This is a genomic window from Afipia sp. Root123D2, assembly GCF_001425835.1.
In the GTDB taxonomy this organism is placed as follows: Bacteria; Pseudomonadota; Alphaproteobacteria; order Rhizobiales; family Xanthobacteraceae; genus Afipia.
Map to the genome: position 1 here is coordinate 181480 of NZ_LMDP01000003.1, position 24088 is coordinate 205567.

Below are 24088 nucleotides of genomic sequence, written 5' to 3' on the forward strand. Positions count from 1 at the left end.
TCCTGCGAGAACAGCCTGGCAATTTCACAGTGGTCTCAGAACGGGCGAAAACCTTGTCCTCTGCTGACTGAGAATCCCAGCCTTGTGTTAGCAGCCGGAACAAACGGCGGACCACTAGATTCGTGTATTCGGAGTTATTCAATGCTGATGACCAGTGAGCGAAGGCCGGCGATACGGACACTGCAGGGTTGGGCGATCCACGTGCTCCAGGAAGCGGGCGCCATCCGCGAATGCGAAGAGCATGGTTGGATGCAGGACCGCGCCGATCCGCATGCACGAGAGCGAGCCTTCGATATTGCCCGTCGAGACCCGCCAGCAGACGTCTCCCGTCAAGCCGCGGAGGCCGCGCTTCACGACGTGCTCGACTCGATTGGCGATACCTGCCCAGAATGCCCCCCTGACGAGGAGGACCCGCGCTAAGCACCGACGCCGACCCGTCTGCTACTCAGCGGCCTAGCCGTTTCTCCACCCGCTTGCGCGCGTTGCCGACCTTTTTGACGGCCTTTTTCACCGCCGGCGCCGACTTTCCGGTCTTCTTCGCCTCGTACTGCACTTCGTAGTCCTGCCCGCCTGCCACCCGCGCCCGGTCCTGCTTTCGTCCGCGCGCCGTTTTGCTCTTCTTCGCTGCCGCCATCGGTGCCTCCTGTTGGGACATCGAAGCAACGCGACAGGGATTCGCAGGTTCCGGAACGATTCGAACTGTGCCAATTTGAATCGGCTGTAGCGTGGAGTTCTTCAGTGGCGTTTCAGCGTAACAAGCCGGCGGCTATCGGCGTCAAGGCGCCTTTCCCCGCCTTCATCGAACCGGCCCTGGCATCCTCGACAGAGAAAGTGCCGTCGGGAGAGCGCTGGATCCACGAAATCAAGTTCGACGGCTACCGTGTTCAGGTCCATCTGGCCAACGAGACGGCGAAGATCTCCACCCGGCGCGGCCACGATTGGACGCACCGCTTCAAGAAGGTCGCTCATGACGCCTGGCGGATCAAGGCGAACTCTGCGGTGGTGGACGGCGAGATCGTGGTGCCAGCTGCCGATGGCACGACCGACTTCTCGGTCCTGCAGAACGAGCTCAAGGGTAAGTCGAGGAGCATCGTGCTCGTGGCGTTCGATCTGCTCTATCTGAACGGCCGAGATATCCGGAAGCTACCGCTTTTTCAGCGCAAGGCCGAACTCAAGAAGATCCTGACCGGCACCGACATCCAGTTCAGCGAAAGCTTCGCGATAGACGGCCGCGAGATGTTTGCGCACGCCTGCAAGCTTGGCCTCGAAGGTGTCGTCTCGAAGGTCCGGGACGGCGCCTATCCGGCCGGACGCACGAATGACTGGGTCAAGAAGACCTGCGTGCAGCGTGAGACCCTGACTATTGCGGGTTTCGCGCTCGATGGAACGAAGTGGGACGGCATCTACGTCGGCCGGCGTAAGGGCGACGATCTAATATACGCCGGGAAGGTGGACCATGGATTCGACAAGGCATCAGCCGCCGACCTTCAGAAGCGTCTGAAGCCGCTGATCCGCAAGACGCAGCCTTATGCAAAGCGGATTGCGCACAAAGGAATCTGGGTCGAGCCCAAGCTGCTGGCCGAGATAGAGTACCGTGCAAAATCAGCGGAGGGAAAAGTCCGTCATCCCTTCTTCAGGGGGCTTCGGGAGGATCTGTAATGGATGCCTTTGACCGCTTCTGGGAGTGGGCGGAAAAGCCGCTCGATAGTCCGCTGACGATCCCTGCGGAGCTCCATCGAGCGGTTATGGAGCTGTCTCCGGAGGACAGGCGGGACCGCGCAAAGGTCAATGAGGCCGCAGGGCGGGCGGTTTCCGACCGATAGTTACCAGCGAGCGCCCAGTCTGAGCGCGCCCGCTCGAGACCCACCATTCAAGATTGACCTGCTTGAATTGGACAGTGTCCGAATTCGCGAAACGGAGTATGATCTGGTCATCACCGGCAAAGGCACTCTGCCCGCGGGCACCGGTGACTGAGAGACCAATCGCGCTCCCGCCTGCAGCAGGAGCCACCAATGTCTCATTATTCCGAACGTGTCATCCTTGCCCGTCACCATGTTGCCAAAGGACGTCAGATCGTCGAAAGGCAGCAACGGATGGTCCGCAAGGGTGGCGCAAACATCGCAGAAGCTCTGAAGCTCCTGGCTCTCTTTGAAGCAACGCAAAATATCTTCGAGGATGATCTGGAGCGCATCTTGCGGGAAGAGCGCAACTGCTAAGGCTCGCGACTTGGCAGTTTAGAGTCTGGCAATTTCCGGTCTCGGCGGCAAATCAGGCGTCAACGCTAAGACACGAGATGGTCGCACTTTGAGACCTAGCCTCGCGCGCGTCGTAACGCGACTTCCAACCGGGCCTTCTCCTTTTCCCAACGCGCTTCCTCGTCCCGCGCGCTTTCCTCAAGAACTTCGAGCTGTTGTTGAATGTCAGCGGCCTTTTCTTCGTGCTTGCGACGGGCCGCGTCCAAGGCACTTTGCGCCTTGTCGACGGCGTGCTGCCGTCGCTCACGCTCCTTCTGCCGGACGGCCTCCTCCTTGGCACGTTCGCGCTCCCGTTGCATCTGCTCCTTCTCTAAAGCAAGTGCAGCCTTCCGGTCGGCCGCATCGTCGTGGGCCCGCTTAGAAGGCTTCCGCGGTTGACGGCGGCCTGTCTTCTTTGAGCTGCCGCTGGCAAGGTCGGTAGGTAGCTCGGCATGCTCCCTGAATGGCCCGTTGGAGCCGACGGGTCTCTTCAGAACGATGCCCGGCGCAGCCATAGTCGCCTCGATGACGTCCGGATCGTCGCTTTCCTTCGCCGCGCCCTGGTGGAAGAGATTGCTGTCAGCGCCCCAGGCTTCGAGGGCCGCTTTCATGGAGGGAGCGGCGATCGCCAGATCGAAGAAGCCCAGCGAGGTCTGATAGGTCTTCAGTTTTCTGGCCATCGGTCTGATCCGCCCTCGTCGATCGTCAACGTCTCGCACGCCACCATGCCTGCGGAACACGACGCGGCCCCGAAGCGTTCCCCAATCCTTGAAGGACGTCCATGCATTTCGCAACGCGCTCTTAAGGATTGGCCTTGAATGAGCCGGATGTCGACCCTGCCCAAGCGCCTGCAGCCGATGCTTGCTACGCTTACCGAGGCGCCGTTCGACGACCCCAGCTGGGTTTTCGAGGACAAGTACGACGGCTTCCGGATGATCGCGGAAATCCGGCGGGGCAAAGTTGCGCTCTACAGCCGCAACGGCAAGATAATCAGCCGCAGCTATATTGAGGTCGCCAAAGCGCTGGAGGGCGTGAAGGGCGACGCCGTGATCGATGGTGAGCTTGTCGCGATCGGTAAGGATGGCGTCTCACATTTCCAGTTGCTTCAAAACGCGCTGCGCCATGAGGCGAAGCTGCTGTACTGCGCCTTCGATCTCATGTTTGAGAACGCAGCGGACTTGCGCAACCACCCCCTCCTCGAGCGGAAGAAGCGGTTGAAGGCAATACTGCCGCGCGACAAGTTGATCGCCTTCAGCCATCACCGCAAAGCGAACGGCATGAAATTCTTCGCCGAGGCCGAGCGGAAGGGTCTGGAAGGCGTCATGGCGAAGCGCGCCGACAGCGCGTATGCGTCCGGAAGCCGGACGGCGGATTGGCTGAAGATCAAGACAGCAAAGCGGCAGGAAGTGGTGATCGCGGGCTTCACGGCGCCGAGGCGTACAAGACCATACTTCGGCGCCCTGGTCCTCGCCGTGCGGGAAGACGACACATGGCGCTATATCGGACATGTTGGCACTGGCTTCAGCCACAAGGTCCTGGAAGACCTCCACGCCAAGCTCGTGAAGCTGACGATCCCGAAATCACCCTTCCCTGCCAAAGTGAAGGACGAGGCCGCCACGACCTGGGTCAAGCCCTCGTTGGTCGCCGAGGTCAAATTTGCGCAGTGGACGAGCAAGGGCGAACTGCGCCAGCCCGTCTACCTCGGGCTCAGGTCCGACAAGCGGGCGAAGGATGTCGTGCGTGAGCGAGAACGTCCGCGCAAGTAGCTTCCCTTCGGCGAAAGCCGGCAAAAAGGATTGATGCACTCTCCGCCGACACTCACTCGCCTCCAAGGTCGTGGATTTCCGGTCGCATGCCGTCAGGCGTGAGTTCGAGCGTCGCAAACGTGATCGGCAGCTTGAAACGCCGAGGTCCCGCGCTGCCGGGATTCAGGTAGAGAATGCCACCGACCGTGTCGATCTTCGGTACGTGGGAATGCCCGGAGACGATGACGTCGAAGCCGGCGCCGAGATCGGTCTTCAGCGTCTTCAGGTCGTGCAGAACGTAGATCGACTTACCTGCCAGACGGACGAGTTTCGTGTCGGGGTAGTCGCGAGCCCACTTGCCACTGTCCACGTTTCCACGAACGGCCGTGACGGGTGCGATCCGGCGAAGCGCGTCGACGATCTCGGGGCGTCCCATGTCGCCGGCATGAATGATGTGATCGACGCCCGTCAGGCCTCGCTCCGCCTCGGACCTCAACAGGCCGTGCGTGTCCGAAATGACTCCAATCCTGAACATCATTTCCCGACGCTCTCAGCCGAGATCGCCAAAAGACGATCGAGAAACTCTACCTGAGCGGACAGCATCTTGGTCCGCGCTAACTCGATATCAAACCATTCCGCGCGGTCGACTTCGGGAAAGCTCTGCCGTCGACCGCTTCGAGGCGGCCATTCGACATCGAAGGTATTGCTGGTCAGTGCTGCCGGATCAAAGTGTCCCTCGCCGCCGAATGCGATGACGCGCTTGCCTCCTCGCTGTCGGACCTCCCCCAGCGCCTGGAGTGGACCAATCGAAGCGCTCGGGCCGAGTTCTTCGGCAAATTCTCGTTGAGCAACGTTCTCCGGAACATCATTGGCATCGATTTCGCCCTTTGGAATGGACCAGGCGCCATCATCCTTCTCACGCCAGAACGGACCGCCGGGATGAACGAGCAGAACCTCGAGCCCCCGAGCTCCTCCCTTGCGGTATGCGAGAATGCCCGCGCTCAAGGTCGATCTCCTGGAAGTCTTTTTCACCGCAGCCATATGGCTCCTACTTTGCAGAGCAATCGAGAGCCGGCGAGCCGTCGTCCCGCCATACGGGACCGCGTTCGCCAAGCGCCTGCTTAGCTTCGTCCGCGGTCCTATGCACCGTTACTTCGGCCTCGCGCTCGGCCGCCTTCCTGGCGCACGCACCTACCCGCCGGGTCGCCATTAGACGGCGACGAGATGATCTCGCGTGACCTCGTTGAGACGGATTTGCCATTCGCCAGAGCCTGCCACGGACGACGAAGGAGTGCCGTCCGGCGTCACCGGATGCTTCACGACACCTAAGCCGACTTCCGCTGCGGCTTGGCCGCCGGCTTTTTCGCCGCGGCCTCCTTCGCCGGCTTCTTGCCTGCGATCGGCATCAGCATTTCCTTCTGCCCGGCCGCCGCCTTGCGCGGCTTTTTTCCTGATTTCTTGGGTGCCTCTGTCGCTGAGGCGCCCTCTCTTCCGATGCTCTTTCGCAGCGCGTCGATCAGGTCCACCACGTTCTCGCCGCGGGGACGCGCTTTCGCGGTGATGGGTTTGCCGGCGCGCTTCTGATTGATCAGTTCGATGAGGGCGGTTTCGTATTGGTCTTCGAACTTGTCCGGCTCGAAATGGCCCGCCTTCTGATTGACGATGTGCTTGGCGAGATCAAGCATGTCCTTGGTGACTTTGACATCCTGAATGTCGTCGAAATACTCATCAGCTGAACGGACTTCGTAAGGATAGCGCAGTAGCGTTCCCATCAGGCCCTTGTCCAACGGCTCCAGCGCGATGATGTGCTCGCGATTGGTCAGCACCACACGGCCGATCGCGACCTTGTTCATCTCGCGGATGGTTTCCCGAATAACGGCGAAAGCATCGTGCCCGACTTTACCGTCGGGACGCAGATAGTAGGGGCGAATGAGATATCGCGGATCGATCTCGCTGCGGTCGACGAACTCGTCGATTTCGATCGTTCGCGTTGATTCCAGTGCGACGTTCTCTAGCTCCTCCTTCGTCACCTCGATGAAGGTGTCCGTGTCGACCTTGTAGCCTTTGACGATGTCCTCGTTGTCGACCTCCTCGCCGGTATCGGCATCCACCTTAGCGTACTTGATCCGATGGCCGGTCTTTCGATTCAGCTGGTTGAACGAGACCTTTTCGGATTCCGACGTGGCCGGATAGAGCGCAACCGGACAGGTGACGAGGGAAAGACGCAGGAAGCCTTTCCAGTTGGCGCGGGGGGCCATCGCGGGGAACTCCATTACTGATGCCGGATTAAAGACGAACGACCGGGCTTGGTTCCGACATCGCGACCCGCCCCACAGCGGGATTTTTCTCATCGGCCTGCCTGGCCGGACTCGACATTTGTTCTTGTTATGTTCTAATTCGGGCATGACCGACCGACCCGCGAGCTGGCGCATGCCGACCCCGAAACAGATGGAAAAATTGGCCGCTGAAGCCGACCGCAGACGAGCGCCGCCCGCTGCGGGTCCAGATGCCCCCCTCCCGGCCGAATATTGGGAATCGGTCCTGAAAGACGCACGCGCCGGCACGACCGGGGCTCAGATGCGGCAGCGACGTCTTTCCGAGATTCAGCGTCACGTGCTGCGCGTCTCCTGCCGCCGCTGCGAGCGGACCGTGGAAATCCAGACCGCTGATGCCGTTCGACTGTATGGCGCCAACGCGCTCTGGAAGGACGTCGCGCAGCGGCTGCTCGACAATACCTGCCGGCAGCGCACCGGCAGGCATGAAGAAGACGGGTGCTGGCCAGCGTTCGAGACGCCGTAGCCGCTCTGGATTTGCCGATCCGATCTCTTTGCGCCTGGATGTCTGGATGGCCCCGAAGTATCACCCTACGCCCTTGTCGGGCGGCGATCGCAAGGCTCTGGCGAAAGAGCTCGGCAAGGCACGCGCGATGGCCAGCATGCTGGCGACCCAATCGGCGGAGATGCGGGCCAAAGGCGGGGCGATGATCCAGCAAGCCGACAGGCTGCTTTGCGAAAGCTGGAACGAGCGGATGTGGAGTGACGGCGAACCGATCGATCCGTCGCCGACCATCGATCAGGCCGTAAATGGAGGCTTCCCCTGGCTGGAGATCAGGTGCGCGCGCTGCAAGACGCCGAGCGATGTCGACCTGGCCGCGATGAAGCACCCGCCGACCACCTTCGTGCACGATCTCGCCAGCCGGCTGCGCTGTCGCAAATGTGCCAAGGCCGGCCGGCGTCCATCCGCGACTCTGCTACAGTTGACCTGGCAGCCGCGCCACCCTCGAGCCGAATCCTGACCGATGTGCAATCTTTATTCGATCACGACCAATCAAGCCGCGATCAACGCGCTGTTCCGCGTTGTCAACCGATACGTTGGAAATCTGGCGCCGATGCCGGGGGATTTTCCCGACTACAAGGCACCGATCGTGCGCAACGGAGTGGAGGGCCGCGAGCTCGCTACGGCGCGATGGGGAATGCCGTCGTCATCAAAGGCGCTGATGGACGCCACGAAGAAGCGAGCCGAGAAGCTGCAGGCCAAGGGCAAGGCAGTGGATTTCAAGGAATTGCTGCGAATGGAGCCGGACGGCGGCACGACCAACATCCGCAATGTGAAGAGCAAGCACTGGACGCGATGGCTGGGGACTGAAAATCGCTGCGTGGTGCCGTTCAACTCGTTCAGCGAGTTCAACAAGGCCGAGGGCGGTGATATCTGGTTCGCGCTCGATGAGACACGTCCCCTCGCCTGCTTCGCCGGTATCTGGACCAACTGGACGTCCGTCCGGAAGGTCAAGGAAGGCGAGACGACCAACGACCTCTACGCGTTCCTCACGACGGAGCCCAACGCCGAGGTCGGCGCCATCCACCCCAAGGCGATGCCGGTGATCCTGACAACGCCAGATGAAGTCGAGACCTGGATGACGGCCCCTGCGGACGAAGTACTGAAATTGCAAAGGCCGCTTCCGGACGGAAGCCTCCGGGTCGTCGCTCGCGGCGTCAAGGAAGACCCAATAGGGCCGACGACGTGACGGACGAGACCGACTACCAAACGGGGCCAGCACCGCATCAGCGCAAGATCATTCTGTCGATATAGACATCTTCTACGCATCAGTGGAGCAGCGGGACAATCCGGACTTGCGTGGCAAGCCAGTCGCTGTGGGCGGGATCGAAAGAGCGCGGTGTCGTAGCTGCAGCGAGCTATGAGGCGCGAAAGTTTGGAGTTAGGTCGGCATTGCCGTCAGTGACAGCCAAACGGCAATGCAAAGAGCTAATTTTCGTAAAGCCGCCGCGCTTCGAAGTCTACAAGGAGGTCTCTCGACACGTCCGGACAATCTTCGCGGAGCATTCTGACGTCATTGAGCCCCTGTCGTTAGATGAGGCCTACCTAGATGTCACCGAGAACATCCAAGGCCTCCCAATCGCGACAGAGATCGCGACCTTGATTAGAGTCAAGATCCTGAGCGAGACAGGCCTGACCGCGTCTGCCGGCATCTCTTACAATAAGTTCCTGGCAAAACTTGCGTCCGACCAACGGAAGCCCAACGGACAGTTCGTGATCACGCCAAAGATGAGGCCGAGCTTCGTTCAGGATCTCCCAGTCGGCAAATTCCATTGAATCGGACCGGCGACCAGTGCGAAGATGCATGGCCTTGGCATCTTCACCGGCATGAATATGCGCAATCAGTCGCTCGAGTTCATGAACGCCAATTTTGGGAAAGCTGGGGCGTATTATTACTGGATCTCGCGGGGGATTGACGAGCGTCCTGTCCGTGCCAACCGAATCCGAAGGTCCGTCGGCGCCGAAAGCACGTTTCGCGGGACTTGGCAGACCACGAAGCGCTGACCATCGAACTGCGCCCACTGGTCGACAAGGTCCGGCAACACTGCGAGGCGACGGGCGCGCGAGGCCAAACGGCGATCCTTTTCAGATTTCGAGCTGATCACTCGCAGCACGTCCGTACGCATGAACGACACCGCGGACGATCTCTCTAGCCTGGCTCTTGAACTATTAGCGCAACTTATGCCGCCAAAGAGGCCGATCCGGTTAATCGGTATCTCTGTTTCGGGGGTTTGTTGGGTCAGGGCTCGATGATGATCAATTGCCACTCATGCTGGCTTGATTTGGCGGGTCCAACCGCATCTCGTTGCTGCTTGCAATAGGTGCCATCCACTCCCCCAATTTACACAGAGCATGCTTGGGAAAACGCGCAAAATATCGCTTTGCAGTCGATAACTCTGACCCAAAGCATATACTGCGCTATCATATACGAATCACCGCATTTGTACTGTTTCAAGGATGGATTACGGCGCTATGGCGCGAGCTACCATGCAAGGCAAAGCGACGCTCGACGCACGATTCAAGTTTGCTGATACCGCGTTTTCGAGCGGCACCGAAGGTTGGAATTCTCAACTTCGTTTTGCCACCGGCATCGCCGACGGCGAGGACTATCTTCTTCGTCTGTTCAAGAAGACCGGAACCCCGCTGGACGAGGACCTGAAGCGGCTCATCACGCACGGCCTCAGGCGTGTCCGGCGTGTTCTGTCGTCACGCCGTGCGCGCCAGTTATTGGTCGAGGTTCTTGAGATCGTCGAGGACCAGGAAGAGATCGGTATCTTAATGGTTGATCCTGGCAGTCCGATCTGCGGGTCATTGCACAGGGTTCGAGCGCGAGAAGGCCGGCTGCTTACGACGACCGGCCGCAAGATGTTTTGGCGCAATATCTTGCGCGTAGCTGAAGGACTTGCACTTTGTCATGATGCGGGCATCGTGCACGGCGCTGTCAGCGAACATACGATCTTTTCGCATAGCGATGAAAAAGAGGATTTCCGACTCGGCGGCTACGAAGCGTGCGTACACATTGCCGACGGCGATGTGGGCGGCGCGGGACATCTGCTGCGGCCCTCCGGCACCGTCTCGTTTCGCCGGGACTGGAGTGATCTTGGGCAGGCAGCGTCGCGGATCCTCGGCCTGACCGAGGACGGCGGCGGTCCTTCCCTGCTGTCGATCGAGCGACGCATGCTTAATCGTCTTGCCGATCCGCCACGCTACCAGCTTTTCGACGGAAGTATCGTGCTAAACGAGATCGCCGAGGTCGTGGCCGATCTTGACCGGTCGGGGTCAAGCGGCGAAGGCGAGCTAATTCTCTACCCTTCCACCCAGGTTACCCAAAGCGACCTTGCATCGCTTACATCGGGCACCATCCCGGCTGACGATAGGGATGCGGTCCTCCGTTTTGTCGAAGAGGATCTCAGCGGACCAACGGTACGCACTGTTGTCGTAGATGAGGCCTTCGTGCGTATCGTCACCGACCTTGCCGCGTATGGCGTGAAAGTCATCGATGACTATGTCGGCATGATCGAGAACGCCAACAAGAGGCGGCCTGACGACTACATCTATGATGCCGTCGAGGTTCGCCACCGGATTCATCTTGCGCGAACTCGGAGAAGCGCCGAAGAGCGAGTACGCAGGCTTGGCCCTGGCGCCAAACCGTGGATTGACGCGAGTGTCACAACAGGAGTGAGCCGATCAGTCGAAGAGATTCCCACTTGGTACGCCCTCATTCTTCTCGAAGCCTTTACTTGGCTGCGGGAGCAATTCCGAATCTATCCCGTCGAAGTGCTTCACCCGCCGTCCGGCGGGGATTCAGATTTGGCCTGGATCGCCTCCCGCGAAGATCCCGACCGGGACATGCGACGCAAGCTGATGGGACTGCGCCCGGCATACGACGCCTTGGCGCGCGAATTGAAGTACGACGACGGCAAACCAAATTGGACTCTTTCACGCAGCGACGCGCTCGCCGGCGATCGGGAGCGATTTCCGGAACTCAGTTATGAGGGAACGGGCGGTGTCGTCGACGGCCGCCTACCGTTCACGTTCGCGACAAGCGAAGCTGTTGTACCGGGGCAGCTTCTTTTTCTTCGTCCTCGAAGAGATGGTGGATTTGAACGCGCAATTCGCCGCCGCCTTCAAAATATTGTGGCGGCCCGGACGAATATTGAACTCTTGAGAGCGATTGACGATCCGGCGCAGGTCGCGCTGGACGAAGTATTACGTGATATTGCGACCCCGAATGCGGTGCCGCCGGACGAGATGGACGGTTCGAAAAAGGTGGCATGGGACGCAATCGTATCAGGCAAGTCCATCAATGTCGTTGTTGGCCCTCCTGGCGTCGGCAAGACGTTCCTAATTTCGAATCTTGTCAAAAGCATTCTGGACAAAACACCGGACGCAAGGCTTCTAGTGTCGGCGCAAAACCACGAGACCTTGATTCAAATGGAGGACGAACTCAAGGCGACACTGGCGAGCGGCACGAAGATCGTCGTTCGTGTCGAGCGGACACGATCGACCGATGAAGTCAGCTCCTTGCGTGCGAGCTCCGTTGATCTTCTTAGGTCCGTTTCGACGGTCGACCACGCCGCTGAAAGCATGATGGTCAACCAACGCTATCAAATCAAGCAGGCGCTCCGGCCCGTTGATGCGTCGGAAGCGACGGTTGCGGAACGCGTATTTCGCGATACCGACAATCTGCTGCTGCGCTCTTCCGATGTCACGCTTGCCACGACATCGTCGCACATCATCGAGGAGATGATTGCCGATGGCGATCAATTCGACTGGGTCATCGTCGAAGAAGCGGCCCGCGCCAACGGTGCGGAACTGATCGGCGCGCTATTGCTGGGCAACAGAAGAATCATGGTTGGCGATCACAACCAACTCTCTCCATTCGATGCCGCCCAGCGGCAACAATTCTACGATCCCGAGCGCGCAGTTGATCTGCTGCGGGACGCGAAGGAGCGGCTTGAAACCATCTCCGATCTACCGCCGGAAGTTACTGAGGCGCTTGATACAGTTAAGTCGAGCGAACATCTGATGAGGGAGGCTCTCGCAACAGCGGCGCGTCTTGAAGAACCGTTTCGATCAATAGCTGAGCGCGAAATTGAGCGCGAAAAGGACACGGGGCGTCCGAGCACGATCGTCAACACGCTGCTGGAACAGAGCCGCATGCACCCCGCCATCGGCGATCTCGTCTCGAATACTTTTTATGACAGAAAGCTCGCTCCCTCCGACCGCGTCAAGCGTCGCACGCTAACGGTCACGTCCACGGTCGCGTACCTCACCTCTCCAATCGTTCTTCTCGATTTTCCGCCCCTCAGCATGTCAAAACGGCGACATTTCGAACACAAAGTGGAGCGATCATTCCGCAACGAGCTTGAGGCGCAGGCCTTGATAGCGGCCTTGAAAGGGTTGCGGCCGATAGTTGGCGCGGACGGCCGCCGACCGACCCTCGTGATCATCTCGCCCTACGCGGCGCAGGTGAGATGGTTCAAGCGCTTACTGCGCGGCCAAGTCAGGAAAGACAAGACCTTGTTCGGCTTCGCGAGCCCGCGCAGTAATGGTGAGTTCGTCTTTACCAGCGATAGCTTCCAAGGTGGCGAAGCCGATGTCGTGGCCGCCAGCCTTACGCGCAACAATGTCATGGTGGGATCGCGCGCGCTCGGATTCGTCAAAAGCCCACAGCGCATGAATGTGCTGCTCAGCCGCGCCAAGCAAAAGCTGATTCTTGCCACAAGCCAGCGCTTCATTCGCGAAGTGGTCGAAGGAATCGATCCGGATGCAAAAAAGGACGATCTTGAATTCCTACGAAAGATGCTGAAGGAGCTCGCGACCCTCGCCGGGACCGATTACGAGCTCGTCAGGAAGGATGCTCCTAGCATTAAGGTGAAAGGCGCATCCATCGTCGCGATCGACGAGAACGGGAGGCTTCCGGCGTGAAAATCTACCTTCCCGCTTGGCACTATCGCGCGCGCGCCATCGTTCAACGCACATGGGGATGGAGTCCAATCGAAGAAATGATCCTGCTCGCGCTCGATCGCACCCCAGAAACGATCGAAGAGGTGGCAACGTCGCTCGGGATTCCAAGCCAGGTCGCGGGCTCGACCATCGCGCGGTTGATGCAGTTCGGCCTGGTCGAGCTTCGCCTGGCTCCTGTCCCTCAATTGGCGACAAGCGGCGTCGGTCAAGACTTCATCCGGTTGGGTGGCGCCTTGCCGGAGCGAACTGAAGATCGGGAGATTCACATCAGTCTAGTGCTGGAGAAGGTCGGACACTCGGTCTTTCGCAACCGCGACGTCGAGACCGCTCCACTCTATCGGATGACCCATACAGATCACAAGGTCAACTTTCCTCCGGGCCCAGATGAGACCGATGACACAATGGCGGTCCGCGTAACGCAGCTCGTCGCCGGCATGCTCCGTCCCGGCGAATGGCTGCGCGGCGTTCAAACGATCAACTCCGTTCTCGAAAGAAAATATCTCGCGATCGAACTGAACGACGTCAAGAACGGATTGCTCCCTGAGGGGGCCAGCCAGGACTTGATCGGCGCTCTTCAAGCAACAATCAGGACTGGTATTCTGCCGGAAGCTAGCGATCCGCAGCCAAGCCGGTCAGTGACCGTCGATACGATGATTGGCACCGATCAATTGATCGTCGGCGGCGAACAGCATCTCGAATGCTTCGAACGCATCGTGGGTCAGGCCGAGGAAGACGTTTTCGTACTTTCGACTTTTGTGACGCCTCACGGCGAAAAATACACGGAGCAACATGAACGCATTCGAAAAGCTCTTGAACAGGCTGCGCAGCGTGGCGTGCGCTGCCACTTGTTCTACGGTACTGCGCTAGACACCGACAGAAAGAACGCGATCGCGATGCAGGAGCTCAATATGCGGCTCTCGTCGGTCCGTCGCGCGCGTGGCTTTGTGTTCACGCAGCGCGATTCTGTTCGAAGCCATGTGAAATGCCTTGCCGCGGATGACGGCCACGGCGGCGCTGTCGTCGTGCTCGGCTCCTCCAATTGGCTGTCGTCGCCCTTTTCTGCCTTGGAGGTGTCTGTCGAGCTGACAGAGAACCGCGCGGCCGCGGCGGGCCTGGATCTTTTGCGTTCTATCGTGTCACCTCTTTCAAGCGCCAGCCGTTCGATTGAGACGCTCCAATTCATAGCATCGGATTTAAGGCGCTCGCGGAGCGCCTTAACATCTAGCGCCGATGCTGGAGGGAGTATTCCAGTTCGGATGAGCATTCTCCAGGCTGACGATCATGAGCGATTGATTCGGAGGGTTGCTCACGAAGCCGAAGAGCGATTTGTCTGCTGTACCAACAAGGTCGGAGCTCCCATGGTGCCGGCGATCTTTAACCCCGCCGAAATCGCAGGACGCCGACTCGACGACGTCCGTGTTTACTACTCGCGCCAGACCGGGCCGATCAAACGGCGGCACGTCAAGGCCCACCGCGAACGGCTACATGGTGTAGTCGATCTGATCGCCGTGGAGGATCCGCAAGTCCATGCAAAGTTTCTTTTGTGGGACAGAGATCACGTCGTGGTGAGCACGATGAATTGGGGCTCTCAGTCGGGTTCACCGGATAATCCTCTCGACGAGATCGGCCTCCATTTGGAAGGGCCTGGCATAGCCGAGTTCCTCCTAATGAAGTTCGAGAGTCAACTCGACGATTAGTATCTGACACGTATTTTGGGCTGCGTCCAAATTGTCAACGCGCTGCGCGCCAATTGCGCTGAAATTGCTGAGTTCTTTGTTCAAGGTGGAAAGAGAACCTTTCGCCATCTATCATCAGGCGCAGCCAAAACGCCTGATAAATACAAAGCAGACCGAGCTCGCCGATTTTCCTACAGACTACGACGAAGATCGGTATGACCCCCAAAAATCTGCCGTCGTGAAAGCCACGCCGTCATAACGCAACCCGTTTGCAGTGCTTAGCCGGGTGGGCAGCCCCGATCGGGAGCGTCCAAAAGACCGCCTCACGAATTTTACCGTGGCGTTCTAGTCGTGACCCACCGAATGACGCCATCCGTCATGTAAACCACGGCGCCCCGAGGTGCTCCTGTGGCACGAAGATAGTCGCTCAGCTGAGCGGCATGATCGCGCCTATCCTGCTCGCTGGGCGCGACATCGCTCTTCCAATCCAGGACAACGGCAGGCTGACCATCTTGAACAGCGATGGCATCTATCCGCCCAGCCAGCGCAGTCGCCGCGGGTGAAGCCGAGAGCATCGCATAAATTGGCCACTCCGGAGCGAGGCTTGGCCTGAGTGCGGCGATTTCGGGCAGTGCAAGGGTGCGCGCGACGGTCACCGCTATTTCCTCTGGGTCCGGAAGCTTCGCTCCGTTGTCAGCATCAATTATAAGCTGCGTCATCAGCACTCGCGCACGTGCAGCGACGACCGGCATCTCCTCGGCCAGTTCGCCGGTAAGCATCTCCTCCATCAGCTTGTGGAGAATAAGGCCCCGCACGCGGCCGGCGCCGACCGGCAATTCGGTTTCTGGGGCTTCGCCAGGCTCCATCGCGATCGCCTCACCTCTTGGCGCTCGATCAGGATCGTGATCGCTTGGCCGCAGCCACTGGAGCGGCATCGCCGCGGCGGCGATCGCGGCACGCTCTGCCCCGAACAGCTCCGGCGTCTGCGTATTCGGAGGCGCGACGTCGGTCACGCGGGCGACCGGCGTCAAGTGCGACAGGACAAGCTGCGGCAAGTCCCGATGCGCAAGATCAACGATCCGTGCCCAGGACCGCTGCTCAGCCTGAGGCAATTCCGGAACGATCAGAAGTTCGCGGGCGCGCGTGCAGGCGACATACCAGAGGCGCTCCCGCTCGCGGGCCAAGCTATCGTCTTCAGACTCGAGTGCGCGAAGCAGTTCCGGCGGAACCACGTCGCCAATCAGCCAATGCAGTGTTTCGTCGTCGGCGCGGTAGACGAATGCCTCGCGCGAGCGCAGCAAGGTGCCGGTGTTGATCGGAATTACCACCGGCCATTCGAGACCCTTAGCGCTGTGGATCGTGATGATTTCGATCGCATCGCCTTCCGCATCAACTCGTCCCTCATTGTGGGGCACGCCGTCGCGCCATTCCCGGGCGAGATCCCGAACGAACTTCCTGAGGCCTCGCACACCGTAAGGCCGCGCACGTTCCAGGAACGCTTCGAGATTGGCGGCCGCGCGCGCACTACGATCACCCTCGCGCGCGGCGAGGGTTGCACGGACCGCGAGGCGTTCGATCGCTTCGGCCAAGAGCAGCGCAGGCGTGGTCGCCCGCACGCGTTTTCTGAGGTCTTGTAGGATCGCGAGCGTGCGACGTGCCAGAGGATGGGCGACATGATCGACATCGGTCAGCACCGAGAAGCGCTGGGGCGCTTCGGCGCGATCGAGATGCGGCGGAAGACCCACGGTGATGTCGAGTAGCTCCTCCTCAGTAAGCCCGACCAGTGGGCCACGCAGCAGCGCGCCGAAGGCCAATGTGTCGCCAGCGTCGGCGAGTACGCGAGCTAGCGCGAGCAGGTCCTGCACTTCTTGCCGGCGGAACAAACTCTTGCCGGCCTGCGAGGCGATCGGCAGCCCGCGCTGCTCGAGCGCGCGCTCATAACGCCAAAGCTCGGCGCCAGTTGGCGCAAGCAGGGCGATGCCGCCGGCAGTGAGCGGTACGATTGCGCCGTCCTCGTCGCGGATAGGGAGATTGCCGATAAGGCGGGTGCAGAGATCGGCAACGGCTTCGGCCTCCGCGTCGCGGATTTGAGCGGGCCGAGAATCAGGCGGCACATCCACTGTGATTCGCGCCGCGCAGGGCAGATCATGATCGGGGTCGCCGAGCGTCGACGTGAGCGGCACGTAACCGGGCTGGCCTTCTCCCGACAACGGGCGCGCGAAGCAGCGGTTGATGTGCCTAAGGATGTCGGGACGCGAACGAAAATTGGCGGTGACCTGAACGATATTTTCCGGCAATTGCCGCTCAACAGCGGCGCGCGCCTGCGAGTATGAGCCGATATCGGCGCCTCGGAAGCGATAGATTGCCTGCTTCGGGTCACCGACCATGAATAAAGCCCCGGCACGCAGCACGCTGTCCTGCCAGCGTCCGGCGCGATCCTTCCCCGCGATCCCGAAGAGGATCTCTGTCTGAACAGGGTCGGTGTCCTGAAATTCGTCGACGAAGATGTGGCGATAGCGTTCTCCAAGCGCGCGGCGCACGTCGTCATGCTGGCGCACCAGCGCACGCGCCTTCTCGAGCAAGTCGTCGAAGTCCAAGACTGCAGCGGCCCGTTTGAAGGCGGCGTAGTCATCGAGTACTTCGTCGAGCTCGGCCGCAAGCTGGGCGACAAGCGCGGTCGCGAACCGACCAAGAACGGTCCGGTAGCAGCGATTGACCCGCTCAAAGCATGCGGTCGCCTCTTCATTGAGGAGCGCGCCTCGCTCTTTGCCCGCGACACGCTCCCAAGCTGATTTCCGTCTCGGCGTGAGAAGATCGAAACTGTGTCGGCGCATGCACGCGAGCTGTGGCGGATGGGCGAGACGCCAGAGCGTGGCAAAATCCGGTGGAGGGTCGAAACTACCGGCGTAGAAGTTGGCGAGCGTCTCAAGCTCTCCGACCAATTCTAGGGTCTTGGGCTCGACCGGCTGCGACGAAATCCAGCGTCGGAAGTCCGCGACGGCGTCGACCAGGTCGATGTCGGGCCGACCGCCGAGCTCGGCGGGCAGAGCGCGTGCGCCGCGATATCTGAGACGGAAGCGTGCGAGTTCCTGAAGAGTATCGACGATGCGACGCGGATCATCGCGCGAGAGTGTCGCGATGGCATCGCCTGGCCGCTCGGGCGCATTCAATCGCCGTTTCAGCCACTGCTCGAAGACGGAATCGAAGGCCGCCGCCGCCTGAACGGCGTCAAGAATGCGCGCGCCCGGATCAATGTCGGCCTCAACCGCATAGCTGGAGATGATCGTCTGGCAAAATGCGTGAATGGTGGCGGTTGTCAGTTCGTCGAGCTTCGCCGCTGCACCGGAAAGTGCGCGTCGTTGGTCCACGTTTAGTCCGTTGGGCAGAGCAAGCCGCAAAGGTTGAGGCACACGTCCCGCAAGCAGCTCCTCGACATAGCGTTGCACGCGCGTCGCCAGCCCGCTCGCGGCAAGCTCTGTGAAAGTGATCGCGGCGATCGCGCCGGGCTCGGTGCCACGCGCGAGCAGCATGGTCAGGCGTCCGGCCATTAGCGCCGTTTTGCCGGTGCCGGCGGCGGCCTCGACGAGCAACGTGGCGTCGAGATCAGTCAGGATGCGAAGCCGTGCGGGATCGTCGGCGAGTGTCATCGGCAGCCCCACACTCGTGCAAACCCTCCGAAAGCGCGCATGAACGCGCCGTTCTTGAGCTGAAGATAGGCTGCTGGCGACGACGGCAGGGCTATGCGGAAGTCATTGTGCTCTTCCTGAGCGTCGGGGCCAGGCAGGGCATGGCCACCGCGCAGGAGGGTGATGGCCGCCGTGACATGCCCGCCGAGTTCGGCGATCGCCTGGTCGACGTCCGGTAGGCGATAGGGCCTCGGCTCTTTGTTGCCGAGAAAGACGAGGCGCGCGATCACGCGCGGATTGTCGGGGAGCAACTGACTGGCCGCGACCGAATAGATGACGCGCTGAAGCTCCGCACCGCGGCCAAGCACGATCTCCTCCGCTCGGCGCGGTTCTACGCCGGTCTTATAGTCCGACACGCGCACGCCGCGACGGTCGCCGGTGAGATCGAGCCGATCGATATTGCCTCGGATGCGCACCTGGGTACCGGGAATCGTAACAAGGGAATCGGGGCGCCAGGGTAGATCGTGTGCCATCGCACCATCGCCAGCTTGACTGAAAGCAAGCTCCGTCCAGCTTCGCGTACCGGGTTGGAACGTCTCGTCAAGCGTCAGTGCCTTGAGGGCGAGCTGAGCTGCGGCAGCGAGCGTGTGTTTCCAGAGCAACGCGGGCGGCGCCGATCGCTTGAGTGGCCAATGCGTGCGGACCGTCTCCGTCGAGGTCGCGAGCGCAGCTTCGATTTCCTCCCGGGACGCACGCGCATAGCCCGGCACAGGTTCGAGCGCATCAACCGTGCGCTTCAGCAACTCATGGACCAGCTCACCATAAGAGCGTGCGTCCAGCGTGAGGGGCTGATCGTCTTCTGGGACCGCGCGCCAGCCCAGCGCGTAGCGCCAGACGAAGGCGAGCGGATCGCGCAACATCAGCCGCAAGGAGGTGGCGGACTGGACATCACCGATTGCGCGGACGATTTGGGGATGGTCTGCGCGAACCTGGCCATCGTGGGCGGTGACGATCGGGCGCCGCCAGTTGCGCCAGCAGAGATTGGCTGCGGTGAGCGCCGGCGATGTCGCCGCTTCGTCCGGCCGTGCAAGAAGACGATCGGCCTCGCTGAATGCATGCTGCGGAATGCGCGCCCGCTTCAGGATCTGCAAAGATGCGCTCTGCGGGATCAGCGGGCTGGCGGACAACTGCCCACCTTGAGCGTTACGCCGGCTTCGCGAGAGAACGCAGCCGCGCGCCGCCTGACTGGTGATGACGGCAAAGGCGCGTCGATCTTGCTCGGCGACGGGATCAGGGTCAAGCACAGAGCGCGGCAGGATGTGGGCCGGTATCAGTGGGTCCTCGGCCGTGCGGCGCGGCCAAGAGCGCGATGTCATGCCGAGCAGGCGCACCCAGGGACGCGGCGCACCTGCAAGGTGGCTCGCCGGGCACCAGACAGCGCTCGCGCCTGGATCGCGTCCATCGGGCAGCCGCAAGTCCTCTAGTGAGAATTCGAGCCCTTCGGCCGGCGCGCGTCGAAGCGCCTCGGTCCAGAGCGCACGGGCCGCTGTGCCCAATAGCATCGCGCCGGCCTGCGCAGCCGCCTCGGGGCCACTCGCAAGCAGCCGCAGAATGGGCATCACGACCGGTCTTGGATCGCCTGCGTCGGCGCGGCGGCCGGTCGCCTCGTCAAGCGCGCGCTGCCACTGATCAATCTCGAACAGCGCCGCACCAGGCTGGAGGCCGAGCGACCAGTCCGCAGGCAAGTCGGCCAAGGCACGGCTTCGACCCGCGGCATGGCCGAACAGTCGCCGGAGGCGATCCTGGCCAAGCCCGTTGAGCAGGACGTCGGCAAGTGCGGCGCACGCTTGTCCCTCGCGCGATGCGAGGACCGGCACGCCGTGCGAGAAATGGAGTGGGAGATCCGCGTCCGCGACGAGAACCAGGAAGTGCTCGTCCCAGTCCTCGGTGGCCGTGGCACAGATCGCGATCTCATCGGGTCGCGCGCGGCCAGAGGCAATGAGTTCACGCATCCAACGTAGCGCTTCGACTGCTTCGGCGCGCGGGTTCGCGCAGGAAACTAAGGATATGTCCGCAGCCATCTCGCGGTCGCTGGTAATTAACTGGCCCGGAAACCAGTTCGCATCGGAGGTTCCAGGATTGCGCCAAGCGAGTGGGACCGTCTTCGCGAGCGTCGCAAGAAGCGGACGCCAGACCGATGCAATCTCACTGAGCTGATCGATATCGATTGACCCGAGCGCTGCAGCCGCATGGGCCGCGTGCGCAATTGCGGCATCGCGCAAGTCGCGCGGTGTCAGAACCCCTGCTGGGAGGTTGGCGCGAACGCGGCGCTCGACCTCCGCAAGCTCGGCAAGCCGAGCATTGTGGCTAGCGAGCCCCTCAAGATCGAGGTCGGCTTGCCAAACCTTTGCGAGCGTGCGGGCGATTGACCGTGTCGTGCCCGGAAGCTGACGGATACCTTCGAGCTCCGTCAAGCCGCCGGCGGCGAGTGCAGCGCGAATGGCTGGGTCGAGGTCCTGGGATCGCGCCGGTCGGTTAAAGCCTCCGGCGAGACGTGCAGCAAGCAGTGGAAGTGTGAAAATCTGCAGCCCAGAATCCGCTCGCTGTGCGGCAGCGATCCGCGCTGTACGGAATGCAAGCGGCCCTTCGACAACTATCGATCGTCGACTCATTTCCCCTCAGCCGCGACGCTATCATCGCCATGTTCGAAAGTTGCCGGCGTAATGCGAACCTGAGCCGCTCGCCCCTCCTCATGGAACCACAAATCTCTAATTCTCGCGTCATCGCTTGCAGGCAAAGGATTTGCGTCGCGCACGCGAAAGGTCGTGGGAAGGTTCACGGAGGTGCCGAAGACCAGCGCATGCTGCTTCGGAAGCGACGGGAGCCGCTTCAGGACCGCCTCGGAGATGAACGGGGTCATCTGCCGTATATGAGCAAGGTCGTCGGGATTCTGGATTCGATGGATGACGAAATTCGAGCACTGCGAAAGAATGGTCTTCGAGAGTTCACTGGGCCTCTGCGAAGCGGCGAGAATGAACAGCCCGTACTTTCGCCCTTCCTTGGCAATCCGCTCGTAAACTCTGCTGGCGTCTATGGCATAGCGGGATGGCTTCTCCGCGATGTATCGATGCGCTTCCTCAAGAAGCAGATGGATCGGAAACCGATTGCGTGGATCTGCTTGTCGGAGCAGCCGAAAGGCCATTCTAGCGAGCACTGACGCTACGAGCTCGACAACCTCATCCTCCACCGCATTCATGTCGATGATGACGATCTGGTTGCGTTTGACCCAACCCGCTCCGTCGCGTGCCAAACCGAGGAGCTGCTCAAGGAAGTTTTCGAGCGACGGCCCAGCTTGGCTTCCTTGAAGGTCGTAGCGCAGGAACGCATATTCAGGTCGCTCCTCGAGCGACTTAAAACGCGTCAGCATCTGCGAGCAGTAATCTCGGATCTGACGGTTACCGTGAGCCTCCTCGTATAGGATCGCCAGATCGAGCGCCTCTCCCAACGCGGAAAACTCAAAGGGAAGGTTGGCATATGCCGGGAATTTCAAACCTTCGATGATAAATCCGCCGCCATTGGCGTTTCCCAACAAATAGGTTGTTAAACCGGCAGGGTTGGCCATCTGGCCGAAGCCGATTTTGATGAATGGCGCGATCTTTTGATTGTTGATCTCCGGCGTGTTGAATCTTTGCAGCAGACCGACCATGCGATCGTGTTTTGACGGACTGCCTGTGTCGTCACGAAGAATTTGGCTCAGGCAGGTTGCCAGAATGTGGTTCTTGATCCCCTTCAGCTCCGCCGCGCTGCCCGCTGAGAACAATGTTGCCAGCCCGAGCGCCATGCGCAGTATCGGTAGTTGGGTGCGCTCGCTGGCCTGCAGAAGCAGCTCCCACTCTGACTGCTCCAGAAACCAATGGGGCAGACGAAAACGCTCCGTGCGTGCGGTGCCGTCCAGAATGACATGGTCCACGCCGATCTGCTTGCGCTTTGCGAGCGGCGACAGCGCCTTCGCATATTCTCCATTGACGTCGAATACGACGAACGTGGCACCGCGAGCATGGTGTTCTTCCGCCTTTTCGAACAAGGATTGGAGGACCGATGCGACCGTGCAGGACTTCCCGCTCCCTGTGTTTCCCAGGACGGCAGTGTGTCCGCCGAAGAAATCATCGATCCTGACCTTAACGTCGTAACCCTCGAATATGACGGACCGGCCGATCGTCAATGCGCGATAGCGGGTGGCATCAGGTGGCGTGGGTGGAACATTGTCGATCGGGGGTGTAGGCTCCGAAGGATGATCGGTTTCGAAGACTCGATCCAGTTCAGCGTCCAGCGCATACAGTGCGTCGCCGTAGAGTGACGGGAACACGGAGACGCCGAAGCGAAACCTTTCGCGCCGATCTTGAGGCAGCATCCCGACGGGAACGACATCGAGGTACTTCGCCGAAGAAGCCTTATCCAGCTCCCCTTCACTGCGACTAACATGACCAACGTCGCGCTCACGCAGGCCGACGACCTCGACAACCACGTACTCGGTTTGCACCGCGACCATCAGGAACGATCCGAGCCTGGCGACATAGTGAACGTCGTCGAATCCGACGACGGTGAAGTTGTCGGTGCCCGCATGCATCTCGATCACGAAACGGTCGGCCGCGACCGAGACCACCTTGCCGATTGCGCGCTTCCGATCGTCACGACTCATCGTCATCCTCCCCCTTCTGGGGAGCCGCGGCCTCCTTCTTCGGGGCCATCGCCTCGATCACCTTCCGAACGGCGTCATCAATGCGCTCGCTCGGGCGTTGCGGCATGAACTCTTCGATAATGGTGTCGAAGTAATGGGCTTTGCGTCCGGCGCTGCGTCCGGCACCCCCAATGATCCAAATTCGTGGATCATTTAGCGCGCGAAGCTTCGCAATCTCCCCGTCCAAATCTGGATCTACAAAGATCACGAGCCGGAACGTGGGAATCGTCAGGGCCTGATAGATGATATTGTTGATGTGCTCGTCGCCGAAGGCATACCCCATCGTAAATAGCACGCTCTGTTCGCGAACAATGCGTGACTGGAATTCCCGAAACAGATCGGCATAGGGAGACCCAAGGCTCGAATTCTGCTTGGCAGGCGTCGGATAGATCATCACCTTGCCCGGTTCTTTGGAGACGGCCGTTTCTCGGATCGGGAAAAGTCCGTGATCGTCCTCTGTCCAACTAATGGACCCATGAATCTTACACAGATAGACAAAGCCATCGACCGCAGACCACTTGCGGCTGGTGACATCGAGCTGTTCAGCGAGGGCGTACCGAAACGTCGCTGGATTGAACCGCCGTTCGACAACGCCGGAGAAGCCGTTCGTGTATGGCAGGCCGAGCCTATCCATTGCGGTCTCGTTGAAGAGATCGTAGTTCGTGGTGAACACCCAAGGACGCGGAAGAGATCGGTCGCGCAGCACAAGCTTGCGATAGAAGGATTCATAAAGGCCAACGACGGTATGGTCGCCATTCGCGAAGGCGCCGTTCGTGCATTTGGCCCAAAGAAATGTTTGAACCTTCTTGATGATCGATTCGACAGTCTTGAGTCTTGTGGCGGCATCACTCAGCGAACTGCGCACTAAGACGAAGCGCAGGCTGAAAAGAAGCTCCATCAGCCGCTCTAGGTTGCGCGCATACTCCGCGGCACCGAGGTCGATTCCAAACTGCTTCAACAGAGCATCACGTTCGTCGGCTGTCGGGAACGATTGATCCCCTTCCTTCGGTGCCGCCGTGAATTCCTTCGCGAGGGGCGCCATCGTTGGGATGCCGACCTCCTTGTCATTAGCCCACGACGAAGAACAGCCAGCTCCCAGGAGGAACGCCACATTTTTGGCATTCAGTGACTCAGCCAACGCCTTTCTGACAATATCCGCCCCATCAGGCCAATCATAATCAGCCTTCTCACCCTCGACGCCGCGAATAAACTTGAATGTGAGCTTCGATGGCTCCGTCTTGTCTGCATCCGCCACCGCATTCCC

Annotated in this window: 18 protein-coding genes and 1 pseudogene; 10 read left to right on the forward strand and 9 right to left on the reverse strand. The window is 60.5% G+C overall.

The window, feature by feature from the left end:
* Positions 1–141: 141 nt before the first annotated feature.
* Complete coding sequence (locus ASC80_RS16080) at positions 142–420, forward strand: hypothetical protein (RefSeq protein ID WP_006022624.1); 279 nt, start codon at positions 142–144, stop codon at positions 418–420.
* A gap of 25 nt (positions 421–445) precedes the next feature.
* Here the strand turns inward: ASC80_RS16080 and ASC80_RS16085 are convergent, their stop codons facing one another.
* Positions 446–634: a DUF3606 domain-containing protein gene (locus ASC80_RS16085; protein ID WP_006022625.1), complete on the reverse strand. Its 189-nt coding sequence runs from the start codon at positions 632–634 to the stop codon at positions 446–448.
* A gap of 104 nt (positions 635–738) precedes the next feature.
* Here ASC80_RS16085 and ligD (ASC80_RS16090) point away from each other — a divergent pair, with 104 nt between their 5' ends.
* Entirely contained in the window at positions 739–1659 is a 921-nt protein-coding gene (ligD, locus tag ASC80_RS16090) for a non-homologous end-joining DNA ligase (RefSeq protein WP_006022626.1), read from the forward strand.
* Between the two features lie 353 nt (positions 1660–2012).
* Positions 2013–2216 (forward strand): hypothetical protein, encoded by a 204-nt coding sequence (locus ASC80_RS16095; RefSeq protein ID WP_006022628.1) that lies wholly within the window; start codon positions 2013–2015, stop codon positions 2214–2216.
* 95 nt (positions 2217–2311) lie between these two features.
* Here ASC80_RS16095 and ASC80_RS16100 read toward each other — a convergent pair whose 3' ends face one another.
* A complete protein-coding gene (locus ASC80_RS16100; protein WP_006022629.1) occupies positions 2312–2914 on the reverse strand; it encodes a hypothetical protein in 603 nt (200 codons plus the stop codon).
* Positions 2915–3052: 138 nt separating this feature from the next.
* On the opposite strand from ASC80_RS16100, the gene ligD (ASC80_RS16105) reads away from it, so the two are divergent.
* Positions 3053–4000, forward strand: coding sequence for a non-homologous end-joining DNA ligase (gene ligD / locus ASC80_RS16105; RefSeq protein ID WP_006022630.1), 948 nt, complete (start codon positions 3053–3055; stop codon positions 3998–4000).
* A gap of 52 nt (positions 4001–4052) precedes the next feature.
* Here the strand turns inward: ligD (ASC80_RS16105) and ASC80_RS16110 are convergent, their stop codons facing one another.
* The 3 genes from ASC80_RS16110 to ku form a co-directional block, all read right to left on the reverse strand.
* Positions 4053–4517 carry a metallophosphoesterase family protein gene (locus ASC80_RS16110; RefSeq protein WP_006022631.1) on the reverse strand — a complete coding sequence of 155 codons (465 nt, stop codon included), beginning with the start codon at positions 4515–4517 and terminating at the stop codon, positions 4053–4055.
* Positions 4514–5020: an NUDIX hydrolase gene (locus ASC80_RS16115; protein ID WP_028145790.1), complete on the reverse strand. Its 507-nt coding sequence runs from the start codon at positions 5018–5020 to the stop codon at positions 4514–4516. Before ASC80_RS16115 ends, ASC80_RS16110 begins: the two co-directional genes overlap by 4 nt.
* A 284-nt stretch (positions 5021–5304) precedes the next feature.
* Positions 5305–6237, reverse strand: coding sequence for a non-homologous end joining protein Ku (ku, locus tag ASC80_RS16125; RefSeq protein ID WP_006022633.1), 933 nt, complete (start codon positions 6235–6237; stop codon positions 5305–5307).
* Positions 6238–6382: 145 nt separating this feature from the next.
* On the opposite strand from ku, the gene ASC80_RS16130 reads away from it, so the two are divergent.
* From ASC80_RS16130 to ASC80_RS16155, 6 genes and pseudogenes are all read left to right on the forward strand, one after another.
* Positions 6383–6778: a hypothetical protein gene (locus tag ASC80_RS16130; RefSeq protein ID WP_024337238.1), complete on the forward strand. Its 396-nt coding sequence runs from the start codon at positions 6383–6385 to the stop codon at positions 6776–6778.
* 46 nt (positions 6779–6824) lie between these two features.
* Entirely contained in the window at positions 6825–7274 is a 450-nt protein-coding gene (locus ASC80_RS16135; protein WP_006022635.1) for a hypothetical protein, read from the forward strand.
* Between the two features lie 3 nt (positions 7275–7277).
* The gene (locus tag ASC80_RS16140) at positions 7278–8003 is read left to right on the forward strand and encodes an SOS response-associated peptidase (protein ID WP_006022636.1); all 726 of its coding nucleotides are present in this window, start codon (positions 7278–7280) and stop codon (positions 8001–8003) included.
* Positions 8000–9067, forward strand: a pseudogene (gene dinB, locus ASC80_RS16145) (DNA polymerase IV). The gene ASC80_RS16140 and the pseudogene dinB overlap by 4 nt, the downstream one beginning before the upstream one ends.
* Before the next feature lie 234 nt (positions 9068–9301).
* A complete protein-coding gene (locus ASC80_RS16150) occupies positions 9302–12745 on the forward strand; it encodes a DEAD/DEAH box helicase (RefSeq protein WP_006022639.1) in 3444 nt (1147 codons plus the stop codon).
* Positions 12742–14481 (forward strand): phospholipase D-like domain-containing protein, encoded by a 1740-nt coding sequence (locus tag ASC80_RS16155; RefSeq protein WP_006022640.1) that lies wholly within the window; start codon positions 12742–12744, stop codon positions 14479–14481. Before ASC80_RS16150 ends, ASC80_RS16155 begins: the two co-directional genes overlap by 4 nt.
* A 311-nt stretch (positions 14482–14792) precedes the next feature.
* Here ASC80_RS16155 and ASC80_RS16160 read toward each other — a convergent pair whose 3' ends face one another.
* The 4 genes from ASC80_RS16160 to ASC80_RS16175 are packed head-to-tail and all read right to left on the reverse strand — an operon-like array spanning position 14793 to position 24079.
* The gene (locus ASC80_RS16160; protein WP_006022641.1) at positions 14793–18107 is read right to left on the reverse strand and encodes a UvrD-helicase domain-containing protein; all 3315 of its coding nucleotides are present in this window, start codon (positions 18105–18107) and stop codon (positions 14793–14795) included.
* Positions 18104–20758 carry a PD-(D/E)XK nuclease family protein gene (locus tag ASC80_RS16165; RefSeq protein ID WP_006022642.1) on the reverse strand — a complete coding sequence of 885 codons (2655 nt, stop codon included), beginning with the start codon at positions 20756–20758 and terminating at the stop codon, positions 18104–18106. Before ASC80_RS16165 ends, ASC80_RS16160 begins: the two co-directional genes overlap by 4 nt.
* Positions 20755–22785 carry an ATP-binding protein gene (locus ASC80_RS16170; protein WP_006022643.1) on the reverse strand — a complete coding sequence of 677 codons (2031 nt, stop codon included), beginning with the start codon at positions 22783–22785 and terminating at the stop codon, positions 20755–20757. The genes ASC80_RS16165 and ASC80_RS16170 overlap by 4 nt, the downstream gene beginning before the upstream one ends.
* Positions 22775–24079: an SIR2 family protein gene (locus tag ASC80_RS16175; protein ID WP_006022644.1), complete on the reverse strand. Its 1305-nt coding sequence runs from the start codon at positions 24077–24079 to the stop codon at positions 22775–22777. Before ASC80_RS16175 ends, ASC80_RS16170 begins: the two co-directional genes overlap by 11 nt.
* Positions 24080–24088: the final 9 nt, after the last annotated feature.